Below are 20494 nucleotides of genomic sequence, written 5' to 3'. Positions count from 1 at the left end.
TACTATTTATGATTAATCAATATAAAATTTTAATTTTTAAATTGAGATTCAGTTATTTAAATTTTAATGTTCTTTACTTTTTGTAGAATATTCTAGTTCAAAATATTAATATTAAAATATGCATGTTAAAAAATATAGGAGGTAATCGGTATGGAAGTAAATGTTTTACTATTTGATAAGTTCGAAACTCTAGATGCTTTTGGACCAGTAGAAATACTATCTCAAATAAAAGATTTCAAGATAAATTATATCTCAAAAGATGGTGCAGTTGTACATAGTTACCAAGGGTTTAAAGTTATTACAGAAGACGTTAAATCTATAGATAAAAATGGAATACTTGTTATTCCTGGAGGAATTGGTGTAAGAGATTTAGTTAATGATACAGATTTCTTAAATATGTTAAAACATTTAGCTGAAGAATCTCGTTTTTGCCTATCTATATGTACAGGCTCTGCGCTGCTAGCAAAATGTGGAGTTCTTAATAACATAAAAGCAACATCTAATAAGAAGGCCCTTGAATGGGTTAAACAAACAAATGAAAATGTAATTTGGATAGATAAGGCTAGATGGGTAGTTGATGGTAAATTTTATACCTCTTCAGGGGTATCCGCTGGAATGGATATGGCTTTAGGCTTTGTATCGGATCAGTTTGGAAAAGATAAAGCATATGAGATTTCCGAGTTTATTGAATATATATGGAACGAAGATAAATCAAAAGATATTTTTTACTCTTAAGTAACTTAATATATCTAAATAACTCTATTAAAGGGGATGATAACTATGTATAAAATAGTTGATATAAGTTGTAGTTTAGGTAATGATTCAAATCTAGAAATTCTTAAAGAAAGTGTATTTGAACCCACAAAAGAAAAATTGATAAAAAGAGCAAATTACTATGAAAATACAGATGGAGTAGTTTCCTATGGATATGCTTATGACGATGTTATTTTAGGCTTAATCGTTTTAGATGTTAAAAATAAAGATGAAATTGTAATACTTGATATAGCTGTGAAAAAAGATACTCAAAAGCGTGGAATAGGTAAAGCTCTATTGAATTATGTACTTTGTGAACTTAAGCCTAAGATTTTAATTGCTAAAACAGACGATGATGCAGTTGGATTTTATAAAAAGAATAAATTTAAAATAGTTAATTTAGGAGAAAAGTATTTAAATAATACTAGATATGAGTGTAAGTACTTTAATAAAAAAAACATTTGAAAATGCACTTAAACATACATAAAGACCGTATATTCCAAAATAGATTATACGGTCTTTACCTTTATTCTAATGTAATATAACTCATTGATACAGATTTTAAGCCTTGTTACATTTATAATTATCAAAATTGAAAGTAACAACAGTTTTTGCAACATATATAACCCAAATAGTAAATGCTATCCATAATATTGGTTTAGCAATAAATATATATCCTATTGCCCCAATCAGAAGTATTAATCCATATTTAAAAAGTATAATTCCGTAATCTTTGCTTAATTTAAATTCATCATATAAATCTCTTTGATCTTTAGAAATAAAATAATACCCTTGTATCAAAATTGATGCTCTATCCTTAAAAATAAAAAATATACTAGATAAAACAAATAATGCAAAAGACATAGCTAGTGCTGCATTTCCCAAATCAATTCACCCCCTTAGTTTAAGGATGTATATTTTTTTATAAAATTTCAACTAGTTTCAAAAAACTTAATTAAAAATATTCATCAAAAAAGAGTACCTTTTGAATTGAAGTCAATTCAACAAATACTCTTTTTATTTCCTATTATTCAATTCATATATATTACTACTTAATGAATTTATGCTAGCACTCAAATTTTCAAGCTTACCTTCTATTCTAATTAACAAATACATTGTAACGATAGCAGGGAAACCTAAATTTGACACTAGAGCCATCAAATCTACTTCCATCGAGTTCTTCCTCCAATTAAACTTTAAAATTGATTAGAACGCCTCTCAGAAGTTCAAAGAGACGTTCCATGTGTTACTATATAACTAAGTCATATCCAGTAGTTGCAGTTTGAACTACTTTTGCTTCTAAAGCTGTTTCAAGTTCTTCTCCGAATCTAGGCGCAAATACATTTTTAGCAACTATTTGCTCCATAGCCTCTTTTATTTCTGCTTCAGTTATATCTTCTTTAGGATCTGATACAAATAAGCTTACTTTTCTTCCAAGAGTTGTAGAGAAAACCATTAATAATCTAGTTTCTATATTTCTCATTTTTTAATCCCCTTTCTTATTGTTTTAAGCAACGGACAAAGTCCGAAGCGAATTTTAATTTTCTGGTGTTAATTCTGTGTTGTCTATTTTTACTACAGATAGTACGTCATGCTTTTGTAGACCATTTAATATCTCAGCTACATTGTAAACATCAACAACTTTTGCATCGTGTTTAATGTTTGAAAAACTTCTAGTTTTAACTATTGTTCTTCCGTTATCACCTAAACCACAATCATATTTGATTCTTAAAGCTGACATTTGAGCCACTTCTGAAGCGTTTGGAGCTAATTTCATATCTGGCATTTTCATTCCTCCTTTTAAAAGTTAATTTAACTTAAGTGTAATTTAGCCAAATGATTAAGTCCCAAAAGATATTTGAGAATTATATAGGCAAAAAAATTTTTCTAAAAAAAGTTTTTGAGTGCATTTATGTTTTATAATTTATAATCATAAATAAAACAATGAATTAAGGAGACATCTAATGAGTAAATATACTGACCAACAAATAGAGGATACTTTAAAAATTATAAAATCTACTATTATTAACTGCGAAAAAATACAACCTAAATTCAAAGAAGGTTCGCCACAACTATCCCTTTCTCGAAATCGTATAAAAGCTTTATCTATTTCACAATCTTTAATTACAAATCAAGATTCTGATTATACACAAGATGAACTTTTAAAAGCAGTAACTCAAATAACATCTATTATCAATAAAAGCAAAAAAGCTATGATTAATGCAAAAGAAGGAACAGGAACATATACTCGTCTTAAAAAAATAATTGATGCAATGACAATTTCATTATCATATATTCAAGATGCGATGTAATAGAGGTATCAAAGAAAAGGGATTTGAAAGTGCTTATGTAATTAATAATTATCGTAGTTAATTTTTAATTACATAAGTCTACATAGTTAGGGGGATTTGTTTTGGATATATTAATTAGAAATATGATTGACTCGGATTCGTTAGAGTTTTATAAAGCTTTTAAATCTCAGGGATGGAACAAGCCTGTTTCATTATTTGATCAGTACTATAGCGAACAACAATATGGAAAACGTAAAGTTTTTGTTGCTGCTTGTGATAATCAAGTATTAGGGTATGCAACCCTTCTTCAAAATGCTGAAAATGGTCCCTTCGCAAATAAAAATATTCCAATCATTTATGATTTCAATGTACTTGAAAAATATCAACGTAACGGAGTTGGAACAGCCATACTTGATTATATGGAAAATCAAGTTAAAGAGTATTCTAATGAAATATGCTTAGGTGTTGGACTCCATTATGGATATGGTTCTGCTCAAAGATTGTACGTAAAGAGAGGGTATATTCCTGATGGAAGTGGTGTTTGGTACAATGATAAAGTTTTAGAACAATATTGTGATTGTAAAAATGATGATGATCTAAACCTGTATCTATCTAAGAAGTTATAATAAATAAGCTATATTATCTATCTTCGTAATTAATAAACGTTGTCGTACAAACTTTGATAAATTCACTTCATAATGGCTTCAAAGGATGGTTAATTCCTTTGAATGGTGCATCCACAAAATATAATGAATGTCGTGTATAATATAATCAAGTTGGCAATTGTTACATACTATTAGGTAAAATAGGAGGAATACGAATGAATAAAAAAGATGAAAACAGTTACTATGCAATGGGTAATCTAGTAATAATTGTAACAATAGTAGTTTGTTATATGATTCCTCAATTGATTAGGTACATATAATTAATTTATTACCACCTAAGTATATCAAATTATATAAATTAGAAAGGAAAATTTATTAATGAGCTTTAAAATCATAAATAAAGAAACTTGGAATAGAAAAGAGTATTTTGAACATTACTTTTCTGAAGTTCCCTGTACATACAGCATGACTGTTAAATTAGATATTACAAAAATTAAAAATTCAAATAAGAAAATATATCCAACAATGTTATATTTCATTACAAAAATAGTTAATAATCATAGTGAGTTTAGAACTGCTTTTGATATAAATGGAGAGTTAGGTGTTTTTGATGAAATGCTTCCATGCTACACAGTATTTAATCAAGATACTGAGACTTTTACTAATATTTGGACAGAGTACTCTGATGATTATGATACTTTTTGTAAATCATATGAAAAAGATATATCACTCTTCAGTTCAGTAAAAAGTATGATCGCAAAGCCTAATGTACCTCCAAATCATTTTCCAGTATCAATGATTCCATGGACAACATTTGAGGGATTCAACTTAAATTTACAAAAAGGATATAATTATTTATTGCCTATTTTTACAATGGGCAAGTATTCTGAAATAAACAGACAATATCTGATGCCATTAGCAATACAGGTTCATCATGCAGTGTGCGATGGTTTCCATGTATGCCGTTTTATAAATGAATTACAAAAGTTAATAGAAGAATAAGTTAAATTAACCAAAGAAAAGGATTTTGAAAATACATATATAATTTAAATATAAATGCCCATAAAAGATTCTTTGGACATTCTTTAAAACATATTTAGGTACAATTGTATCTATTCTGAGAGGTGAACATATGGAAATCTGGGATTTGTATGATAAAGACAGAATTAAAACTGGTGAAACAATGGTAAGGGGTAGCAAATTTAAAGAAAATACTTATCATCTAGTAGTTCATGTATGTATTTTTAATTTAGAAGGCAAAATGCTAATTCAACAAAGGCAGCCATTTAAAGATGGATGGCCAAACATGTGGGACATTACTGTTGGAGGTAGCGCTGTATCAGGTGATACAAGCCAATTGGCAGCAGAGCGTGAAGTTTATGAGGAGATTGGATATAAGTTATCTTTAGATGGAATAAGGCCATCTCTTACAATAAACTTTGATAAAGGATTTGATGATATATATTTAATTCAAAAAGATATAGATATCTCAAAATTAAAGCTGCAATATGAGGAAGTTCAATCAGTTAAATGGGCCTCAAAAGAAGAAATATCATCTATGATTGATGAAGAAATTTTCATACCTTATCACAAAAGTCTAATAGATCTACTATTCTTTATGATAACTAGCAAAAACTCACATACTAGATAAGTTAAATTCTATATATAAATATATAATTTTGAGCTAATAATTATTCAGTTAAACATGTTTAGAAAAATAAATTTAAGTCCATTATTCAATAAAACTATAAAAGATCTTAGAGATTTTTAAATTAAGTAAATTGAAATTATAAGAAAGTTTATGAATTAAAGTTAATTTTTTAGGTATTAATATAAAAAAAAGGGTGATTATATGATAGTTAAAAATATAAGAATAGATTTAATCTATAAAAACATTAACAATATTGTGATGGTGCATGATAGTTTGGTAAACATACTGGATGTCGATAGCAGGCTTTTATATGCCCTTATTTCAAATTTTGAAGATGGTATAGATACAAAATGCATATATGAGCTTATGGAGCCTAAAGGATGGACAAGAGAGGTTTTAGATAATAATATAAATTTACTTTTAGATTTAAATTTTATAGAAGATGTCGGAGACAATATAGATTTAAATAAAATCAAAACAGAATTTGAAAGTTTTAAAAAACAATTATTTAGGATTTGATATTAGACACATAAAAATATGTGTCTTTTTTTATGCTTATGAACATTACTCTTACTAAAAAAATAATCAATTTGATTTTTTTTTAATTTAAATGTATTATTATAACCTAAATAAAATTTTAGATTTTTAACAAAATAGTAATAAAAAGAGCTCTTTAATCTATTTTTAGATTATGGAGCTCTTTTTATATACACTATGTTAATTAGCTAGTTAACAAACTCTTTATTAAAATTGAATTTTATTGATTTTCACATACTAATTTAACTTTAAATATTGTTATATAGCTAGTTAACAAAATATTTATCTATATAAAAATTAATTATTTTAAAACTCTAATTAAATATGTTTTTCTATAGTTCTTTCAATACAAAATTTATTGTTGATTTGCAACTTCTAACTCACTACTTACTAATGCAGCCCCTACAGCTAATATAAATGGAGCTATGATTAAACTTCCTAATAATATTGTCATGTGTAACTCCTCCTCTTGATCTGTTTTATTTGATAAACTCATTATACCTGGTTCATCTTAAAATAGCCTGACACTAAGCTTAAACATTTCTTACATTTTTGAGAGATGCTATTAAGTTTTAAAATTCATATCCAATATGGATTTTTGCTAATTGGTAGTATACAATTTATTGAAAATTACATTAGAGGGATTTCTATGAATTTAAATCCAGTTAAGTTTACTGAAGAATTAGCTAAAGAAATAACTACATGGAAATACGAAGGGGATTATAGTATATACAATTTGCCTTCATTGGATGAGATTATTAAAAAACAAATATCATTATGTAAAAAAGAGAAAAGAGAAAATTTCATTGGATATGCAGACAGTAAGAATAATCTTGTTGGATTTGTAAATTTACTAGATGAGGGAGAATCTGTATTCTTTGGTATAGGTGTTAAGCCAGAATATTGTGGGATTGGAATAGGCAAACAAATAGTTAGTATGGCTTTAGCTGAATGTAAAAGAAGATATCCTAGTAAACCAATTATATTAGAAGTTCGAAGTTGGAATAAAAGGGCTATTAGATGCTATGAATCTCAAGGTTTTAAAGTGATTGATAGAAAAGATCAAGAAACTTATCTGGGTACCGGTGAATTTTTCATTATGGAGTATATAAAAAAATAAGATGGAATACTTATGCAGAAATGCCCTTAAAATCCATTTATTTGGATTCTAAGGGCATTTTATCTAAAATACATAATCTAGTTAGCTTATACAAAATAATCGCCTTTTAAACGTAATTTTTAATTATTTTGTATATATCTACTTTTTAATCGTATTTTTTGCTGAAACAACAGTAAAAAATTACAACTGTAACTTTTAAATATTATTGAGTAGACGTTTCAGATATAAAATTTGAACAACATAAAGTGATTCGTATACGTAGTAGTTCAATCGATGTTAATTTTAAAAGCGACAAATTAGGTACTTGTTTTATTAAAATATGAAATATGAGAGTCATAAATTAAATTGAGAATAAAGCAACTTAATAAAAACCACAAACTTACTACCTAAACATATATATTTTTTAAAGGCGACAAATTAGGGAGTTACTTTTTCAATAGGACAGATTAGAACAGAAAAACGACCTTTACTAGTCTTTACTGTATTTATAAAAAGTATTTAAAGCATTTAAAGTATTTAGAGCTTATGAATGCTTTGATATAACTTGGATATATCGAGTTAAGGTAGACAAATTAGTACTTAAAGTAGACAAATCCGTACTGTTAGGTGGACAAATTAGTACCCAAAGTAGACAAATTGATACGATAGGTAGACAAATCCGTACAGTTTTAAGTAGACAACTTTAAAAACTTGTCTACTTAAAATCCTTATGATATATTTAGATTGGAGAGTGATGGTATGGAAGAAAAACAAGAAATTCTAATGAAACATAATGATTTAGTCAAATCAAGATACAATATAACATTGAATGAAAATCGATTATTTATATATATTTTATATAAGTTGCAAAGAGAAAGTAAGGGAGTTTTAAGTTGTGAAATATCAAGAGAAGAATTAGTAAAATTTATAAAAGGTAGAACTGATTCTTCAACAAGAGGTTTAAAAAATATGTTAACTAGTTTAAGAAAAAAAGAAATAAATATAAAAACTCTACTAGATGATGGAGCATATGTATGGAGTTCTTATGGTTTTATAAATGGTTGGGACTATTTTAGTAAAACGGATAGCTTTAGAATAGAGGCGTCCGAACGCATTTATACATTACTACATGAATACTTAAAAGAAGGATATACTCCTGTAAATTTAAATATATGGTTAACTTTGAAAAACTCATATGCTCAAAGATTTTATGAATTACTTAGGTTATGGAGTAGTTCAAAAAATAGCATTAATTATAAAGTTAGTGAGCTTAGAGAGTTATTAATTTTAGAAAATAAGTATCCTAAGTACTCAGAACTAAGAAAAAGAGTTATAATTCCTGCAATCAATGAACTTAACTCTACTGGATATTTTGAAATAAGTTATGATGAAAATAAAAAAGGTAGAAATATTGAATCTATTGACTTTTATGTTAAAGATTTGGATAAGAGAAAATACTTCACAAAGGATGGAATGATAAAAGAAATTCCTGATATTGAACGTGAAGAAATTGCAATTACTTGCAATAAAACTGATTGCAAAAACAAAGAAGAAATAACTTTAAATGATAATGTAACTATCGAACCAGAAATTATATCTAATATAGAGGTTAATAAACTAGAGATTTTTATTCCAGATGAAAGTGTATTTACTAAGGGTACTTTAAGAAGTTTTAAGAAAGATTTTAAAGATATTGATTTTAAGAATGAATATATGGAAAGAGCTTTCGATGATGCAGTTATGATAACTCTTGATAAAGATGATGTTGATGCTATCAAAGCAACTTCATACAAATTTTTCAAAGGAACTTTGGACAATAAGATTGATGAATATAAATTAGAAGAACAAAAAGAACTAGATCATAAGAAAGAAATGGATATGTTTTGGTAGGTATTTCAATGAATAAGATATTATAAAGCTTACATTTACACCAGTTATGGGTGGAAAAATGGATAAAGGTGAAAAGATATTAAAGGCTATAAAGTTAAGTAAAGAAATAACTAGCCCATATAAAAGAGATATGGAATCTATTTTATATGCTTTTGCTAATAAATTTTTAAGTGGTAAAGATTTAGAAAAGGTAAAGGAGGAACTTAGAGTGACTGAATTAGGAAAGAGTCTTATTGAAGAAGGAAAAGAAGAAGGTATAAAAGCTGGAGAGAAAAAAAAGGCTATCGAAATAGCTAAGAGTTTATTAGATATATTATCGATAGAAATAATAGCTCAAAAAACAGGATTAACTATAGAAGAAGTAAGAGCTTTAAAAGATGAATCTAAATAAATTATAAAAGGAGGGATTACCCTTCTTTTTTTTGCGACAAACCAGGGATTTATTTTTAATAGGACAGATTAGAACACAAAAATGACCTTTACTAGTCTTTACTTAGTATTTATAAAAGTATTTAATAGTATTTAATAGTATTTAGACATAGCTCAACCCATTGAAAACACTAAGGATAAGAAGTTTAAAAGCGACAAATTAGGGATTTATTACGACGTATTAGGGATTTAAAGCGACAAATCAGGGACATAACTACGACTTATTAGGGAGTAACTACGACAAATCAGGGAGTAACTACGACTTATTAGGGAGTATAAAAACGACATAATTAAAAATGTTGACGCAGTTAAAGCCATTTGTTACTCTATAACTATAATTAGTTTAAAAGGGGGAGAGTAAACGTGAATCTGATAGAAGAATTAGAAAGTAATCGTATATTGATGAAAAACAATATGCTGGTGAAAGCTAGGTATAGTTTAAGTTTAATTGAAAATAGAGTATTTTTATCTATGTTGTATAAACTTCAAAAAAAATCAGATGGAGTATTAACTTGCTCAATTAGTCACTCTGAATTTAAAGACATAATTAAGTTTAAGCAAAAAAACACAGTTAAAGGGATTTTAGAAGTATTAGAAGATCTAAGAAAGAAACCTATATACTTCAAAGAAGAAAAGAAAAACAAAAAAGGAAATTTATGGGGTGCATATGGATTTATAAATGGATATGAGTATGACGACGAATTAGGGATATTCAATATTGAAGCCTCAGAGAAAATACATAACTTATTAAAAGAATACTTAAAAATGGGATATACACCTGTTAATGTGCAGATTTGGCTATCTCTAAATAATTCTTACGCTCAACGATTTTATGATTTATTGCGACTTTGGAGTGGTACAAAAGATACTATAAACTATAAATTGGATGAAATTAAAGAGCTATTAATGCTAGAGGATAAATATAGTAAATACAATGATTTTAAGAGAAGAGTAATACTTCCAGCTATAAAAGAGCTTAATGAGACTGGATATTTTGAAATAGACATAAAAGAAAATAAAGTAGGACGAAAAGTTGATTCTATTGATTTTTACATTAAGGATTTAGACAAGCGTAAGTACTTTACAAAGGATGAAATTATAAAAGAAATTCCTGGTATAGAGTTAGAAGAAGTTGCAATTACTTGTGATGAAAATGATTGTGAAAATAAAGAAGAAATCATTTTAAATGATAAGGTAATTATTGAGCCAGAAATTATATCTGATATAAAAGACAATAAGTTGGAGATGTTTATTCCCGATGAAAGTATATTTACTAAAGGTACTTTAAGAAGAGTTAAAATGGACTTTAAAGATATTGACTTTAAGAATAAATATATGGAAAAGGCATTTGAAGACGCAGTTATGATAACACTTGATAAAGATGATGTTGAAACTATTAAAGCAACTTCATATAAATTTTTCAAAGGAACTTTGGATAATAAGATTGTTGAATATAAATTAGAAGAAAAAGAAGACCTAGATCATAAGAGAGAAATGGATATGTTTTGGTAGTCAGTTTGAGTATCATAACTACTTAAATTAATAAAAATATATGGCGTAGAAACTATAAAAATAACAGTATAAATTTATAAGAATAAAAAGTATATAATGTAGTAATTTAAGCTATTTAGATAGAAATTGTAAAACAAATTATTTATCAAATAAAAGAATAAATTGTATAACAATTTGTTATACAATTTATTTTTTAGTACAAAGAATTATATTTATAACTATTGTGAGGGTAGAATAGAGATTACTATAATATTTTCGAAAATGTAACCAAAGTTTACTTACCAAAAAATTTAGGCAAAATGTAGGGTAGTTTAATAAATGTGAGGGAGAATATATGAGAATACTAATTGTAGAAGATGAAATAGATTTATTAGAAGCAATAGCAGAAGGATTAAGAATTGATGGTTATGCAGTTGATACAAGTGATGATGGACTTGAGGGGTTAGAACTTTCTATTGCAAATGATTACGATTTAATAATACTTGATTTAAATTTACCAAACATAGATGGACTAGACATATTAAAAAATATAAGAAGTAAGGATAAGTTGACAAAAATATTGATACTAACAGCACGATCAAGTATTGAGGATAGGGTAAAAGGTCTGGATTTAGGGGCTAATGATTATTTGATTAAGCCTTTTCACTTTGATGAGTTAGAGGCTAGAATTAGATGCTTACTTAGGATAAAGTTTATACAAGAGGATGAGGAACTTAATTTTAAGAATTTAAAGATAAATACAAAATCAAGAAAAACTTATATAGATAATAGCGAGATAAAGCTAACTAAAAAAGAGTTTTCAATTTTAGAGTATTTAATGAAAAATATAAATAAGACTATAAGCCAAGAAGAGCTTATAGAACATGTATGGGACAATAGTGTAGATATGTTTAGCAACTCTGTTAGGGTTCATATTAATTCTCTTAGAAAAAAATTAAGAGTTAAATTAGATGAGGATATAATAAAAAATATAGTGGGTGTTGGATATATTATAGAAGATTCTAGGGAGGAAGTTTAATGAAATTATCTCTTAGACTTAAAGTAACTTTTATAAATACTATAGTCCTTATAATTTGCAGTGTTTTATTAACGGTAAGCACCTATTTTTCAGCAGCAAGGACTATAGATTCACTAGAAAATATACCATCAACTAATACACCTATAAATATTGAAAAAAATAATATAGAAAATAAAGATAGTATTCCAGCTCAAAATGCAACTAGTGCTTTCACGATAGAAAAAGAAAAATTAATAACTAAAAGTACTTTATATATGTTTTTAGTAATTGGGCTAGGATGTGTAATAACCTATTTGGCTACAAGTAAGTCATTAGAGAGTGTAAAAAGATTAAATGAAGATATAAAAGACATAAATGAACATAATTTATCTAAAAAAATAAAAGAGGATGGTCCGGAAGATGAAATAAAAGATTTGACAAAGTCTTTTAATAAAATGCTGTCTAGGATAGATGATGCATTTGAGAGCCAAAAGGAGTTTTCTATGAACGTAGCACATGAACTTAGAACACCTTTAGCAGTTATAAAAATGAAAATAGATGTGTTTAAAAAAAGAAAAGAACATACTAAAGATGATTATGAAAATCTCTTAGAAATTATAGAAAAAAATAATAATAGATTATCAAAAGTAGTTGAGGAACTACTTAGTATCTGTAATATGGATAGTATAGAATTTAAAGATGAAATAAATTTAAATAATCTTATAAAATCTATTATTAACGACCTTAAATACATAGCTTTTGAAAAAAATATAACAATAGATTTAAATAATTATATAGATGAAAATGAGAGTATAAATCTTTATGGAAGTGAAGATCTTTTATATAGAGCTATTTATAATTTAATAGAAAACAGTATTAAGTATAACTATGAAAATGGATATGTAAAAATTGATTTAAGTAAAGATTGTGATTTTGTAAATATAACTATAAAAGATAGTGGGATAGGAATAAAAGAAGAAGATTATGAAAATATATTTAAGCCATTTTTCAGAGTAGATAAGTCTAGGTCTAGAAAAGTGGGTGGTTCAGGATTAGGGCTTTCTATAGTTAAAAATATAATAAGTAAACATGGTGGAAGTATTGAAGTTTTAAGCTGTGAAAAAGGAAGTGAATTTATAGTTAAAATTCCTTTAAATTAAATTTTCTTAACAAGAATTTTATATGCCTTTTATTAAAATAAGTATAAATAGAAAATTTTAAAAAAGGAAAGGTACATAAATATGAATAAAAAAATTTTAATTTTAGGGATAGGAATTATAAGTATTGCAAGTATTGTTTTTATGAGTTCTGGATTAAGTAAAGTTAGAAATATTAAAAATAATAATACTCCTAAGGAAGAGAAGTTCCTTACAGATGAAGAGATGGAAGATATCAATAAAAAAGTAATAGAAAGTATAAATAAAAATACAAAGTATGAGTTTGCTAAAATTATTAATGTAAATGATACTAAGATAGATATAGCTTATTTAAATACTCCAAAAGGCTATAGTGATAGAGGATATAATAAGAATTTAAGTGTAGACATTAACTTATTAAAAGAAAATGGTAAAAAAGATACTATAGATTTAATAGGTGCAGACAGTAATATGAGGTTTGAGGAAATAAAAAAAGATGTGTATATAAGAATAGGAATTTATGAACCAGTAGAAAAAAATGATATAGATATTCAAAAAGGAAAGATACTAAGTATAGACAAGATAAATTAGCAAAAAAGCATTTTACAAGGTAAATAACAAGTTACCAAGTAAAATGCTTTTTTATTAAAAATTTTTAAAAATAAAAATTTCTTAACAGAAATTTTATACCTCATTTAGTATAGTTAAACTATAAAAATGCAGTGGAAAGTGGAGGAAAAGTATGGGTATAAAAAAGAAATGGATAGCATTGACAGTAGTTGTTTGTGTAGTTGGAGGAGCTAGTTTGTTAATGGTTAAATCCAAAAAGAAAGAACCTACAACAAAAACAAAAGAACATATAGCTTTAATTGATGATATAAGGGTTTCTATAGATGGAGAAGGGGAAGCAAAGTTAGAGGAGACTGATTATAAATTTCAAATTGGTGGTACACTTGAAAAAGTTTATGTAAACAAAGGTGATAAGGTTAAAAAAGGTGATAAACTAGCTAAACTTTCAAATGCAGATATTAATACTAAAATAGAAGAATTGAAAATAGAACAAAGTAGTAAATCAGATGAGTTAAACCAGTTGAAATCTCAAAAGGAAAATGCACCAGAAGACACATCTATTGACTCTCAAATAAATTCTGCTCAAGGAGAGATAAATAAGATAAATAAAAAAATTGAAAATTTAAAATCAGATTTAAATAAACTATATATTTATGCAGACAGTAGTGGAGTTGTTTTAGATATAAAAGGGGAGGTAGGAACAACTATTACTCCGGCTAATCAAATTATGGTAATAGGTAATGAAAATAAAATGTATTTAGAAGTTTTATTACCTCAAACAGATATTGTAAAAGTAAGAGAGGAACAGCCTGTTAAGGTAACTTTTGAAACCTATCCTGATATTGAAGTTGATGGAGTTGTTAAAGAAAAGAGTTACACAAGTTCTGGGAAAAATGAGGATGTAGACTACAAGGTAAAGGTAGAATTAGATAGTAAGGATATAGAACTTTATCAAGGTATGACAGCAGAAGTTGATTTTATTATAAAAAATAAAGAAAATGTATTACAAATACCAAGTAAAGCTATAGTTAACAAGGATAAAAAGCAAATAGTTAAGGTGAAAGATGGCGATGAAATAAAAGAAGTAGAGGTTAAAACAGGATTTTCTGATGGTAAAGTCACTCAAATTTTAGAAGGGTTAAAAGAAAATCAAGTTGTAATAGAGGAAAGGAATGTGGGGGATATTGAAAATTCAGGAGCTAATTAATATTATTTTTATAAACTTAATTGAAAATAAATTTAAGGTTATTCTTACATCCCTTGGAATTATAGTAGGAACAGTAACGATTATAATGGTAATAGCTATTGGAAAAGGTGGAGAGGCAGAAGTAAAAAAGCAATTTGAAGGGTTAAGTGCAGGAAGCATATATATAAATCCTAACTTTGAAAACCCAGATTTAGATATAAAAAATATTGAGCCTTTAGATGAAGAAAAGATGCAAAGTATAATGGATGACTCACCTAATATTAGTAAAGTTGGATTGAATGTATCAAGTTCTACTAGTGTACGTATTAAAGGAAAGGATAGTGTTGAGCCTGTAGTTGGAATTACTGATGAGTTTAATGAGATAAACAATATAAAAATACAATTTGGAGAGAATTTGACAAAAGAAAATCAAGAGGGAAAAGATAAGGTTTGTGTAATTGGAGAAAGTTTAGCACAACAATATTTTACAGATGCTCAAAGTGCTGTTGGAGAGTCTATAAAAATAAATGGAAAAACATATAAAGTTATAGGTGTTTTACATAGAAAAGGTGATGGAATGCAGGGTATAAGACCAGATCAAAGCATTTTCATACCATACTCTAGTGCTTATAAGTATGTTTATGATAAAAAAAGTTATCCGCCTCAAGGAATTGCTTTAGTTGATGATTTAAATAAAGTTGAAAATGGAATAAAGGATATCTATAATTCTCTAGATTATATCTTTGATGAAGGTGCTGATGATTTTAAGGTAGAGGATGCAGGAAATAAAATAGAAGCAGCACTTGCATCAGCAAGGACTATGAATGTGCTTTTAATGTCTGTAGCAACTATAGTTTTTATAGTTGGAGGTATTGGAATTATGAATGTATTGTTTGTAGCTGTAAATGAAAGAACAAAAGAAATAGGTATATTAAAAGCTTTAGGAAGTTCGAGTAAAGATATTTTATTACAGTTTTTATTGGAATCGGTGTTAATAAGTACCCTTGGTGGAGTTTGTGGTATTATCCTAAGTTATTTATTAATGCCTTTAACAAAATATTTAGGAGTTCCAGTTTTATTTACTTTAGATGGTAAGATAATAGCTTTGTTATTTGCAATTATAACAGGAACTTTATTTGGAATATATCCAGCATATAAAGCATCACAGTTAAAGCCTGTAGAAGCACTAAGTTATGAATAAATTTAAAATAAAAGGAGATATTTGTATGAAAAAGCCATTAATATTAAGTATAGTTATAGCATTAGCATTGGGAGTGAGCGCTTGTAGTCCCAATAAGCAAGAAACAGATTCAAAGGATAAAGCAAAGAGCGAACAAAAGGTAGATAAATTTATATATGGAAAAGTAAAGAATATAGTAGGAAATGAGGTAGAGTTTGAACTAGCAAAAGACCCAGGAAAAGAAATAAAAGCTGTAGATAAGGATCAAGATGATAAAGATAAAGAAAAGAAAGATGAAATCCCAGCAGCTATGACTACTAAGGCAATGAGTGGTGATGAAGGGAAAAAGGTGTCTGTTGGAGATATTGAAAAAAATGAGCCTTTAGTAGATCTAGAGTTTACAGGAGATGTTAAAACTATTTTAATTCCAACAGGTGTAGATATAAATATATTATCAGGAAGAAGTGGAGAGGGTATTAATACTATAAAAGAAGGAACATATTTAAAGATAGCAGTAGATGATAATAAGTCAGAAAATCCTACTGTGTTATCAGTAGATGTGATTTCATAGGAGATTTTCATATGAGTTATATAATAGATATGGTAAATGTAAACAAATCCTATAGTATTGGTAATGAGAGACTACATGTTTTAAAAGATATTAATTTTAAGGTTGAACAGGGAGAGTTTGTATCTGTTTTAGGGCCTTCAGGATCAGGTAAATCAACACTTATGAATATTATAGGATGTATGGATAGCCTAGATGAAGGAAGTTATAATTTAGATGGTAATAGTATAGAACATTTAAGAGATGATGATTTAGCTTTAGTTAGAAATGAAAAAATAGGATTTATATTTCAAAAGTATCACTTAATACCTAAATATAGCGTTATACAAAATGTAATGATGCCTCTTTTGATTAGAGGAGTTAGTCGTGATGTTGCTTTTGAAAAAGCAAAGGATAAGTTAAAGATGGTAGGATTAGAAGATAGGGTAAAACATAAGCCAAATGAACTTTCAGGAGGTCAACAGCAAAGAGTTGCTGTTGCTAGGGCATTAGTTTCAAATCCTGCAATACTTTTAGCTGACGAACCAACAGGTGCGCTTGATTCTAAAACTAGTTCAGAAGTTTTAGATTTGTTTCAGGAGTTAAAAAATCAAGGAAATACTATTATAATGATTACACATGATAAGGATGTTGCAAATTTTGGAGATAGAATTATAACTATAGTAGATGGTAAAATTTTAAAATCTTAAATAACAAGTAAAGTATTTGAAAGATGAATCTAAATAAACTATACTATCTTAGTAAATAATTAAAAATTTTTAGAGTTCATAAATAAATTATATTTTCGTAAAATGTAATTTATTAAAAATAGTATGATAAAGTTACAAGGAGATTTACTAATTAATTACCTATCATATATAATAATATTTACAATAAGATAATATATATTTAGACTTAAACACAGAATTTATATACAAAGGTAGTGTTGAAAGATTTGATTAGAAAAAGTTAGGAATGCTAATTAAAACTATATAGATAAAAACAGTAAGGCAAGTTATATAAGATATAACTTGCCTTATTTTTATTTAGAGGCGCTAATAAAAGAAGTTTCTTAGGGTTTGCATCGGAACTTTTACTGATTTTTATATAAATTAAAAAAAGTAAGGTTTATTTAAGGTTGGATTTATTTTTAGTTAAGAATGGATGTATAAAATAGAGTTAAATAAAGCACGGATAAAGAAAAGGAGAGAATATGATAAAGTTAAAAAATATTAATAAATATTATGGCAAATTTCATGTCACTAAAGACTTAAGTTTAAGTGTAAATAGTGGTGAAATCTATGGGCTTGTAGGAAAAAATGGAGCAGGTAAAACAACAATTTTTAAAGTTATATTAGGATTATCAGAATTTAGTAGTGGAGAATTATCAATAAAAGGGAGTAAAGATAAAAATGAATTGCTTGCAAATAGGAAAAAAATAGGTTTTTTTATAGGGAAAAACTTCTTTGATTATTTAGATGCTAGAGAGAACCTAAACTATTATAGACAATTAAAAGGAATCAAGGATAAAGGAGAAATTGATAGAGTATTAAAAATAGTAAACTTACATGAAACAAAAGCAAAATATAAAAACTTTTCTATGGGAATGAAGCAAAGATTAGGAATAGCAAATGCGATACTTGGTAACCCAGAAATACTAATATTAGACGAACCTACAAATGGATTAGATCCACAGGGGATAGCAGATATTAGAAACTTAATAAAGAAGTTAAATGAAGAGTATAAAATGACAATAATAGTATCTTCTCATATTCTTGGAGAATTAGAACATACTGCAAATAGATTTGGGATTGTTCACGAAGGAAAAATACTTAAAGAAATAGATAAAAACAATTTAGAAAGTGAATCAGATACTATAGAGATTAAGGTAAGTGATATTGAGAGAACAAAGAAAATTTTAAAGGAAAACAAAATAGAAATTTTACAAGAAAAATCATCTACAAAGACGTTAGAAGATTACTACTTTGAATTAGTAGAGGGGGCGAAGAAATGTTAAATTATTTAATAGCAGATTTAAATAGAATGAGCCGTAAAAAATCTTTAATATACACGGTAGCAACTTTTTTAGGGTTATTCCTTACGATGGTATTTATAATATATACTCCAAATTTAGATGGAGGAGGATACCTTTCAAAAACAGATATGTTTTTAGGATTATATCCTTTAGTAGTAGGAATACCAATATTTTTATCAATATATTCAGATGATTTTAAAAGTAAAGCAATGCAAATAGCTATAGGGTATGGTATTGATAGAAATAAAATTATATTAACAAAAGCAATAGAAACGGTAATATTATCAGTGATTTCAGGTGTATTGTTAGGTGTAATTGTAATAGCTGTACCAAAGATTTTAGGACTTACTCTTACGCACGAACAGTTTTTAGAACTGACTCTTGGAGCAGCAACAGGAATACTAAAGATTATTGTATATGTAGGTATATCTACAATATTAGTTTATCATTATCAAAATGCAATGTATGGAACAATATCATTTGTATTGTTAGGATCAGGAACAGTAGGGATGATATTAAATCTTATACTTTCTCAACAGTTTGTAGTAGATTTAGTAGGGAATTTAAATGAACACATGTTTACAACGTTGCTAGCTATAGAAAAGCTAAACTATATAACAAAAGGAAGTTTTAACATAACTTCAATAATAGAAATTATACTATACATGGTAATACCAGTAATAGTTTCAATGATGATATTTAGAAAGAAAGAACTTGAATTTTAGGAGGTAGAATATGAAAAAAACATTAGGAATTTTAATCGCCGTAGCAATAATTGTAGGTGGAGCACTTTGGGCAAAAGGATATTATAACAATAGATATGTGGCATCAGAAACTTATTATACACAAGTACCAACAGATGAAGTAAATAAAGATTCTTGGTTAGTAGATAGTGAAGGTAAAAAACAAGCAAAAGGAAAAGAGTATAATTTAATTGGATATGATAAAGAAGGAAATAAAAGGGATTTTAATTTTGCTAAAAGTGGGACTGCAAAAGATTATTATGCACCAGGGGCTTACATTAAGATAAGTGCTAGTAAAACAATTTCTCTTGGGGAAAGTACAGTTAATAAAGAGGATGTACCTGCAAAAGCTTTAGAAAAGATAGAAAAAGAAGGAACTAGAAAATAAAAGGCAAATACAGTGATTTCAATTATTTGAATATAAATTGTTAAACGAATTATATAAGAAACTGAATTACAAATTTAAAAAGGAATTGTATAACAAATTGTTATACAATTCCTTTTTTATTTAAGTTTACTTATTCTTCTTCATCAACAAATTCGAATAAACTTTCAACTGAAGTATTAAAGACTTTTGCGATATCCATAGCTAACTTAAGAGATGGATTATATCGACCATTCTCTAAATGAACTATAGTCTCACGTCTTACTCCAACTAATTTAGCTAATTCATTTTGTTTAATAAGAGCTTTTTCTCTATACTCTTTAATATTTGTTTTTAAAATAGGCATTTAATTATAAAGTCCCTTTCTATCATAGTATATATATGATAATAACCTAAAAATTGTAAGTAATAGCAAAGTTATTATAATTACTAATCCAAGACTATTAACAGATTTAAAAATATAAGAAGTACGAGGTGTTGTAGCAAACATACCAATTAAGGCTGCAGATACAAATATAAAATTCATACTCATTTTATTTACTTTTGATAATATAGTTTCAGACAATTCATCATTAATCCCCTTGAATTTTAATTGTAAAGCTAACATAACCAATAGACATCCACCCCATGCTAATGTTACATAATTTGAATATTGTGAGTTAAAGTAAAGATCAAATATTGCACTTAGTAAAATAAAGATCATTGTGAAAATATCCAAAGTAAGTTGTGATTTGATAGTAAATTGACTATTAGACATATAGTCGTCCCCCTTTAAAAGTGATATATTTATAACTTGATATGTTATAAATATATCACTTGGGAAAATATTTTTCAAGTATTAATGTTAGAAATATATAACTTTTTAATCTTATAATATAAACTATTCTATAAAATTAAATATACCAATACATTAGAAGGATATAGATTATCAATTAAATGAGCTAAAAG

27 protein-coding genes are annotated in these 20494 nt (G+C 27.0%); 21 read left to right on the top strand and 6 right to left on the bottom strand.

Annotation, left to right across the window (positions count from 1 at the left end; all coding sequences use genetic code 11):
• The first annotated feature begins 150 nt into the window (after positions 1-150).
• Positions 151-735, top strand: coding sequence for a DJ-1/PfpI family protein (locus ACN6I1_RS15760; RefSeq protein WP_419743322.1), 585 nt, complete (start codon positions 151-153; stop codon positions 733-735).
• A gap of 45 nt (positions 736-780) precedes the next feature.
• Entirely contained in the window at positions 781-1218 is a 438-nt protein-coding gene (locus ACN6I1_RS15755) for a GNAT family N-acetyltransferase (RefSeq protein WP_419743321.1), read from the top strand.
• Positions 1219-1314: 96 nt separating this feature from the next.
• Here ACN6I1_RS15755 and ACN6I1_RS15750 read toward each other — a convergent pair whose 3' ends face one another.
• The 4 genes from ACN6I1_RS15750 to ACN6I1_RS15735 form a co-directional block, all read right to left on the bottom strand.
• On the bottom strand, positions 1315-1638 hold the full coding sequence (locus ACN6I1_RS15750) for a DUF3784 domain-containing protein (protein ID WP_394863321.1): 324 nt from the start codon (positions 1636-1638) through the stop codon (positions 1315-1317).
• 132 nt (positions 1639-1770) lie between these two features.
• Positions 1771-1926 carry a YvrJ family protein gene (locus ACN6I1_RS15745; protein WP_419743320.1) on the bottom strand — a complete coding sequence of 52 codons (156 nt, stop codon included), beginning with the start codon at positions 1924-1926 and terminating at the stop codon, positions 1771-1773.
• Positions 1927-2002: 76 nt separating this feature from the next.
• Positions 2003-2236 (bottom strand): DUF2922 domain-containing protein, encoded by a 234-nt coding sequence (locus tag ACN6I1_RS15740; RefSeq protein ID WP_021430641.1) that lies wholly within the window; start codon positions 2234-2236, stop codon positions 2003-2005.
• 54 nt (positions 2237-2290) lie between these two features.
• The gene (locus tag ACN6I1_RS15735) at positions 2291-2539 is read right to left on the bottom strand and encodes a DUF1659 domain-containing protein (protein WP_419743319.1); all 249 of its coding nucleotides are present in this window, start codon (positions 2537-2539) and stop codon (positions 2291-2293) included.
• A gap of 178 nt (positions 2540-2717) precedes the next feature.
• Here ACN6I1_RS15735 and ACN6I1_RS15730 point away from each other — a divergent pair, with 178 nt between their 5' ends.
• From ACN6I1_RS15730 to ACN6I1_RS15640, 19 genes are all read left to right on the top strand, one after another.
• The gene (locus ACN6I1_RS15730; RefSeq protein WP_419743318.1) at positions 2718-3065 is read left to right on the top strand and encodes a hypothetical protein; all 348 of its coding nucleotides are present in this window, start codon (positions 2718-2720) and stop codon (positions 3063-3065) included.
• Between the two features lie 101 nt (positions 3066-3166).
• The gene (locus ACN6I1_RS15725) at positions 3167-3670 is read left to right on the top strand and encodes a GNAT family N-acetyltransferase (protein ID WP_419743317.1); all 504 of its coding nucleotides are present in this window, start codon (positions 3167-3169) and stop codon (positions 3668-3670) included.
• A gap of 357 nt (positions 3671-4027) precedes the next feature.
• Positions 4028-4651 (top strand): type A chloramphenicol O-acetyltransferase, encoded by a 624-nt coding sequence (gene catA / locus ACN6I1_RS15720; RefSeq protein ID WP_419743316.1) that lies wholly within the window; start codon positions 4028-4030, stop codon positions 4649-4651.
• A gap of 130 nt (positions 4652-4781) precedes the next feature.
• On the top strand, positions 4782-5300 hold the full coding sequence (locus tag ACN6I1_RS15715) for an NUDIX hydrolase (protein ID WP_419743315.1): 519 nt from the start codon (positions 4782-4784) through the stop codon (positions 5298-5300).
• Positions 5301-5501: 201 nt separating this feature from the next.
• Entirely contained in the window at positions 5502-5819 is a 318-nt protein-coding gene (locus ACN6I1_RS15710; RefSeq protein WP_419743314.1) for a hypothetical protein, read from the top strand.
• 667 nt (positions 5820-6486) lie between these two features.
• Positions 6487-6957: a GNAT family N-acetyltransferase gene (locus ACN6I1_RS15705; protein ID WP_419743313.1), complete on the top strand. Its 471-nt coding sequence runs from the start codon at positions 6487-6489 to the stop codon at positions 6955-6957.
• A 738-nt stretch (positions 6958-7695) separates the two neighbouring features.
• Entirely contained in the window at positions 7696-8826 is a 1131-nt protein-coding gene (locus tag ACN6I1_RS15700; RefSeq protein ID WP_142730756.1) for a replication initiation protein, read from the top strand.
• 58 nt (positions 8827-8884) lie between these two features.
• Positions 8885-9217: a hypothetical protein gene (locus ACN6I1_RS15695; RefSeq protein WP_021430947.1), complete on the top strand. Its 333-nt coding sequence runs from the start codon at positions 8885-8887 to the stop codon at positions 9215-9217.
• 401 nt (positions 9218-9618) lie between these two features.
• Positions 9619-10767: a replication initiation protein gene (locus tag ACN6I1_RS15690; RefSeq protein ID WP_419743312.1), complete on the top strand. Its 1149-nt coding sequence runs from the start codon at positions 9619-9621 to the stop codon at positions 10765-10767.
• A 334-nt stretch (positions 10768-11101) separates the two neighbouring features.
• Entirely contained in the window at positions 11102-11785 is a 684-nt protein-coding gene (locus ACN6I1_RS15685; RefSeq protein ID WP_419743311.1) for a response regulator transcription factor, read from the top strand.
• Positions 11785-12924: a sensor histidine kinase gene (locus ACN6I1_RS15680; RefSeq protein ID WP_419743400.1), complete on the top strand. Its 1140-nt coding sequence runs from the start codon at positions 11785-11787 to the stop codon at positions 12922-12924. Before ACN6I1_RS15685 ends, ACN6I1_RS15680 begins: the two co-directional genes overlap by 1 nt.
• An 81-nt stretch (positions 12925-13005) precedes the next feature.
• Positions 13006-13491, top strand: a complete 486-nt coding sequence (locus tag ACN6I1_RS15675) for a hypothetical protein (protein ID WP_419743399.1) — start codon at positions 13006-13008, stop codon at positions 13489-13491.
• Between the two features lie 151 nt (positions 13492-13642).
• Entirely contained in the window at positions 13643-14677 is a 1035-nt protein-coding gene (locus ACN6I1_RS15670) for an efflux RND transporter periplasmic adaptor subunit (RefSeq protein ID WP_419743398.1), read from the top strand.
• A complete protein-coding gene (locus tag ACN6I1_RS15665) occupies positions 14643-15857 on the top strand; it encodes an ABC transporter permease (protein ID WP_419743397.1) in 1215 nt (404 codons plus the stop codon). The genes ACN6I1_RS15670 and ACN6I1_RS15665 overlap by 35 nt, the downstream gene beginning before the upstream one ends.
• Before the next feature lie 25 nt (positions 15858-15882).
• The gene (locus tag ACN6I1_RS15660; protein ID WP_419743396.1) at positions 15883-16407 is read left to right on the top strand and encodes a hypothetical protein; all 525 of its coding nucleotides are present in this window, start codon (positions 15883-15885) and stop codon (positions 16405-16407) included.
• Positions 16408-16418: 11 nt separating this feature from the next.
• Positions 16419-17093: an ABC transporter ATP-binding protein gene (locus ACN6I1_RS15655; protein WP_419743395.1), complete on the top strand. Its 675-nt coding sequence runs from the start codon at positions 16419-16421 to the stop codon at positions 17091-17093.
• Between the two features lie 503 nt (positions 17094-17596).
• Entirely contained in the window at positions 17597-18400 is an 804-nt protein-coding gene (locus ACN6I1_RS15650) for an ABC transporter ATP-binding protein (protein WP_419743394.1), read from the top strand.
• A complete protein-coding gene (locus tag ACN6I1_RS15645) occupies positions 18394-19143 on the top strand; it encodes a hypothetical protein (RefSeq protein WP_419743393.1) in 750 nt (249 codons plus the stop codon). The genes ACN6I1_RS15650 and ACN6I1_RS15645 overlap by 7 nt, the downstream gene beginning before the upstream one ends.
• Before the next feature lie 10 nt (positions 19144-19153).
• Positions 19154-19549: a YxeA family protein gene (locus tag ACN6I1_RS15640; RefSeq protein ID WP_419743392.1), complete on the top strand. Its 396-nt coding sequence runs from the start codon at positions 19154-19156 to the stop codon at positions 19547-19549.
• A gap of 130 nt (positions 19550-19679) precedes the next feature.
• Here the strand turns inward: ACN6I1_RS15640 and ACN6I1_RS15635 are convergent, their stop codons facing one another.
• Both ACN6I1_RS15635 and ACN6I1_RS15630 read right to left on the bottom strand, forming a co-directional pair.
• Positions 19680-19892 carry a helix-turn-helix transcriptional regulator gene (locus tag ACN6I1_RS15635; RefSeq protein ID WP_170075601.1) on the bottom strand — a complete coding sequence of 71 codons (213 nt, stop codon included), beginning with the start codon at positions 19890-19892 and terminating at the stop codon, positions 19680-19682.
• Entirely contained in the window at positions 19893-20303 is a 411-nt protein-coding gene (locus ACN6I1_RS15630) for a hypothetical protein (protein ID WP_369285226.1), read from the bottom strand.
• Between the last annotated feature and the right edge of the window lie 191 nt (positions 20304-20494).

This window comes from Paraclostridium dentum (assembly GCF_048568265.1).
Taxonomy (GTDB): domain Bacteria; phylum Bacillota; class Clostridia; order Peptostreptococcales; family Peptostreptococcaceae; genus Paraclostridium; species Paraclostridium dentum.
The sequence above is the reverse complement of the archived record's forward strand: the minus strand, read 5'-3'. Positions and strand labels throughout refer to the sequence as shown.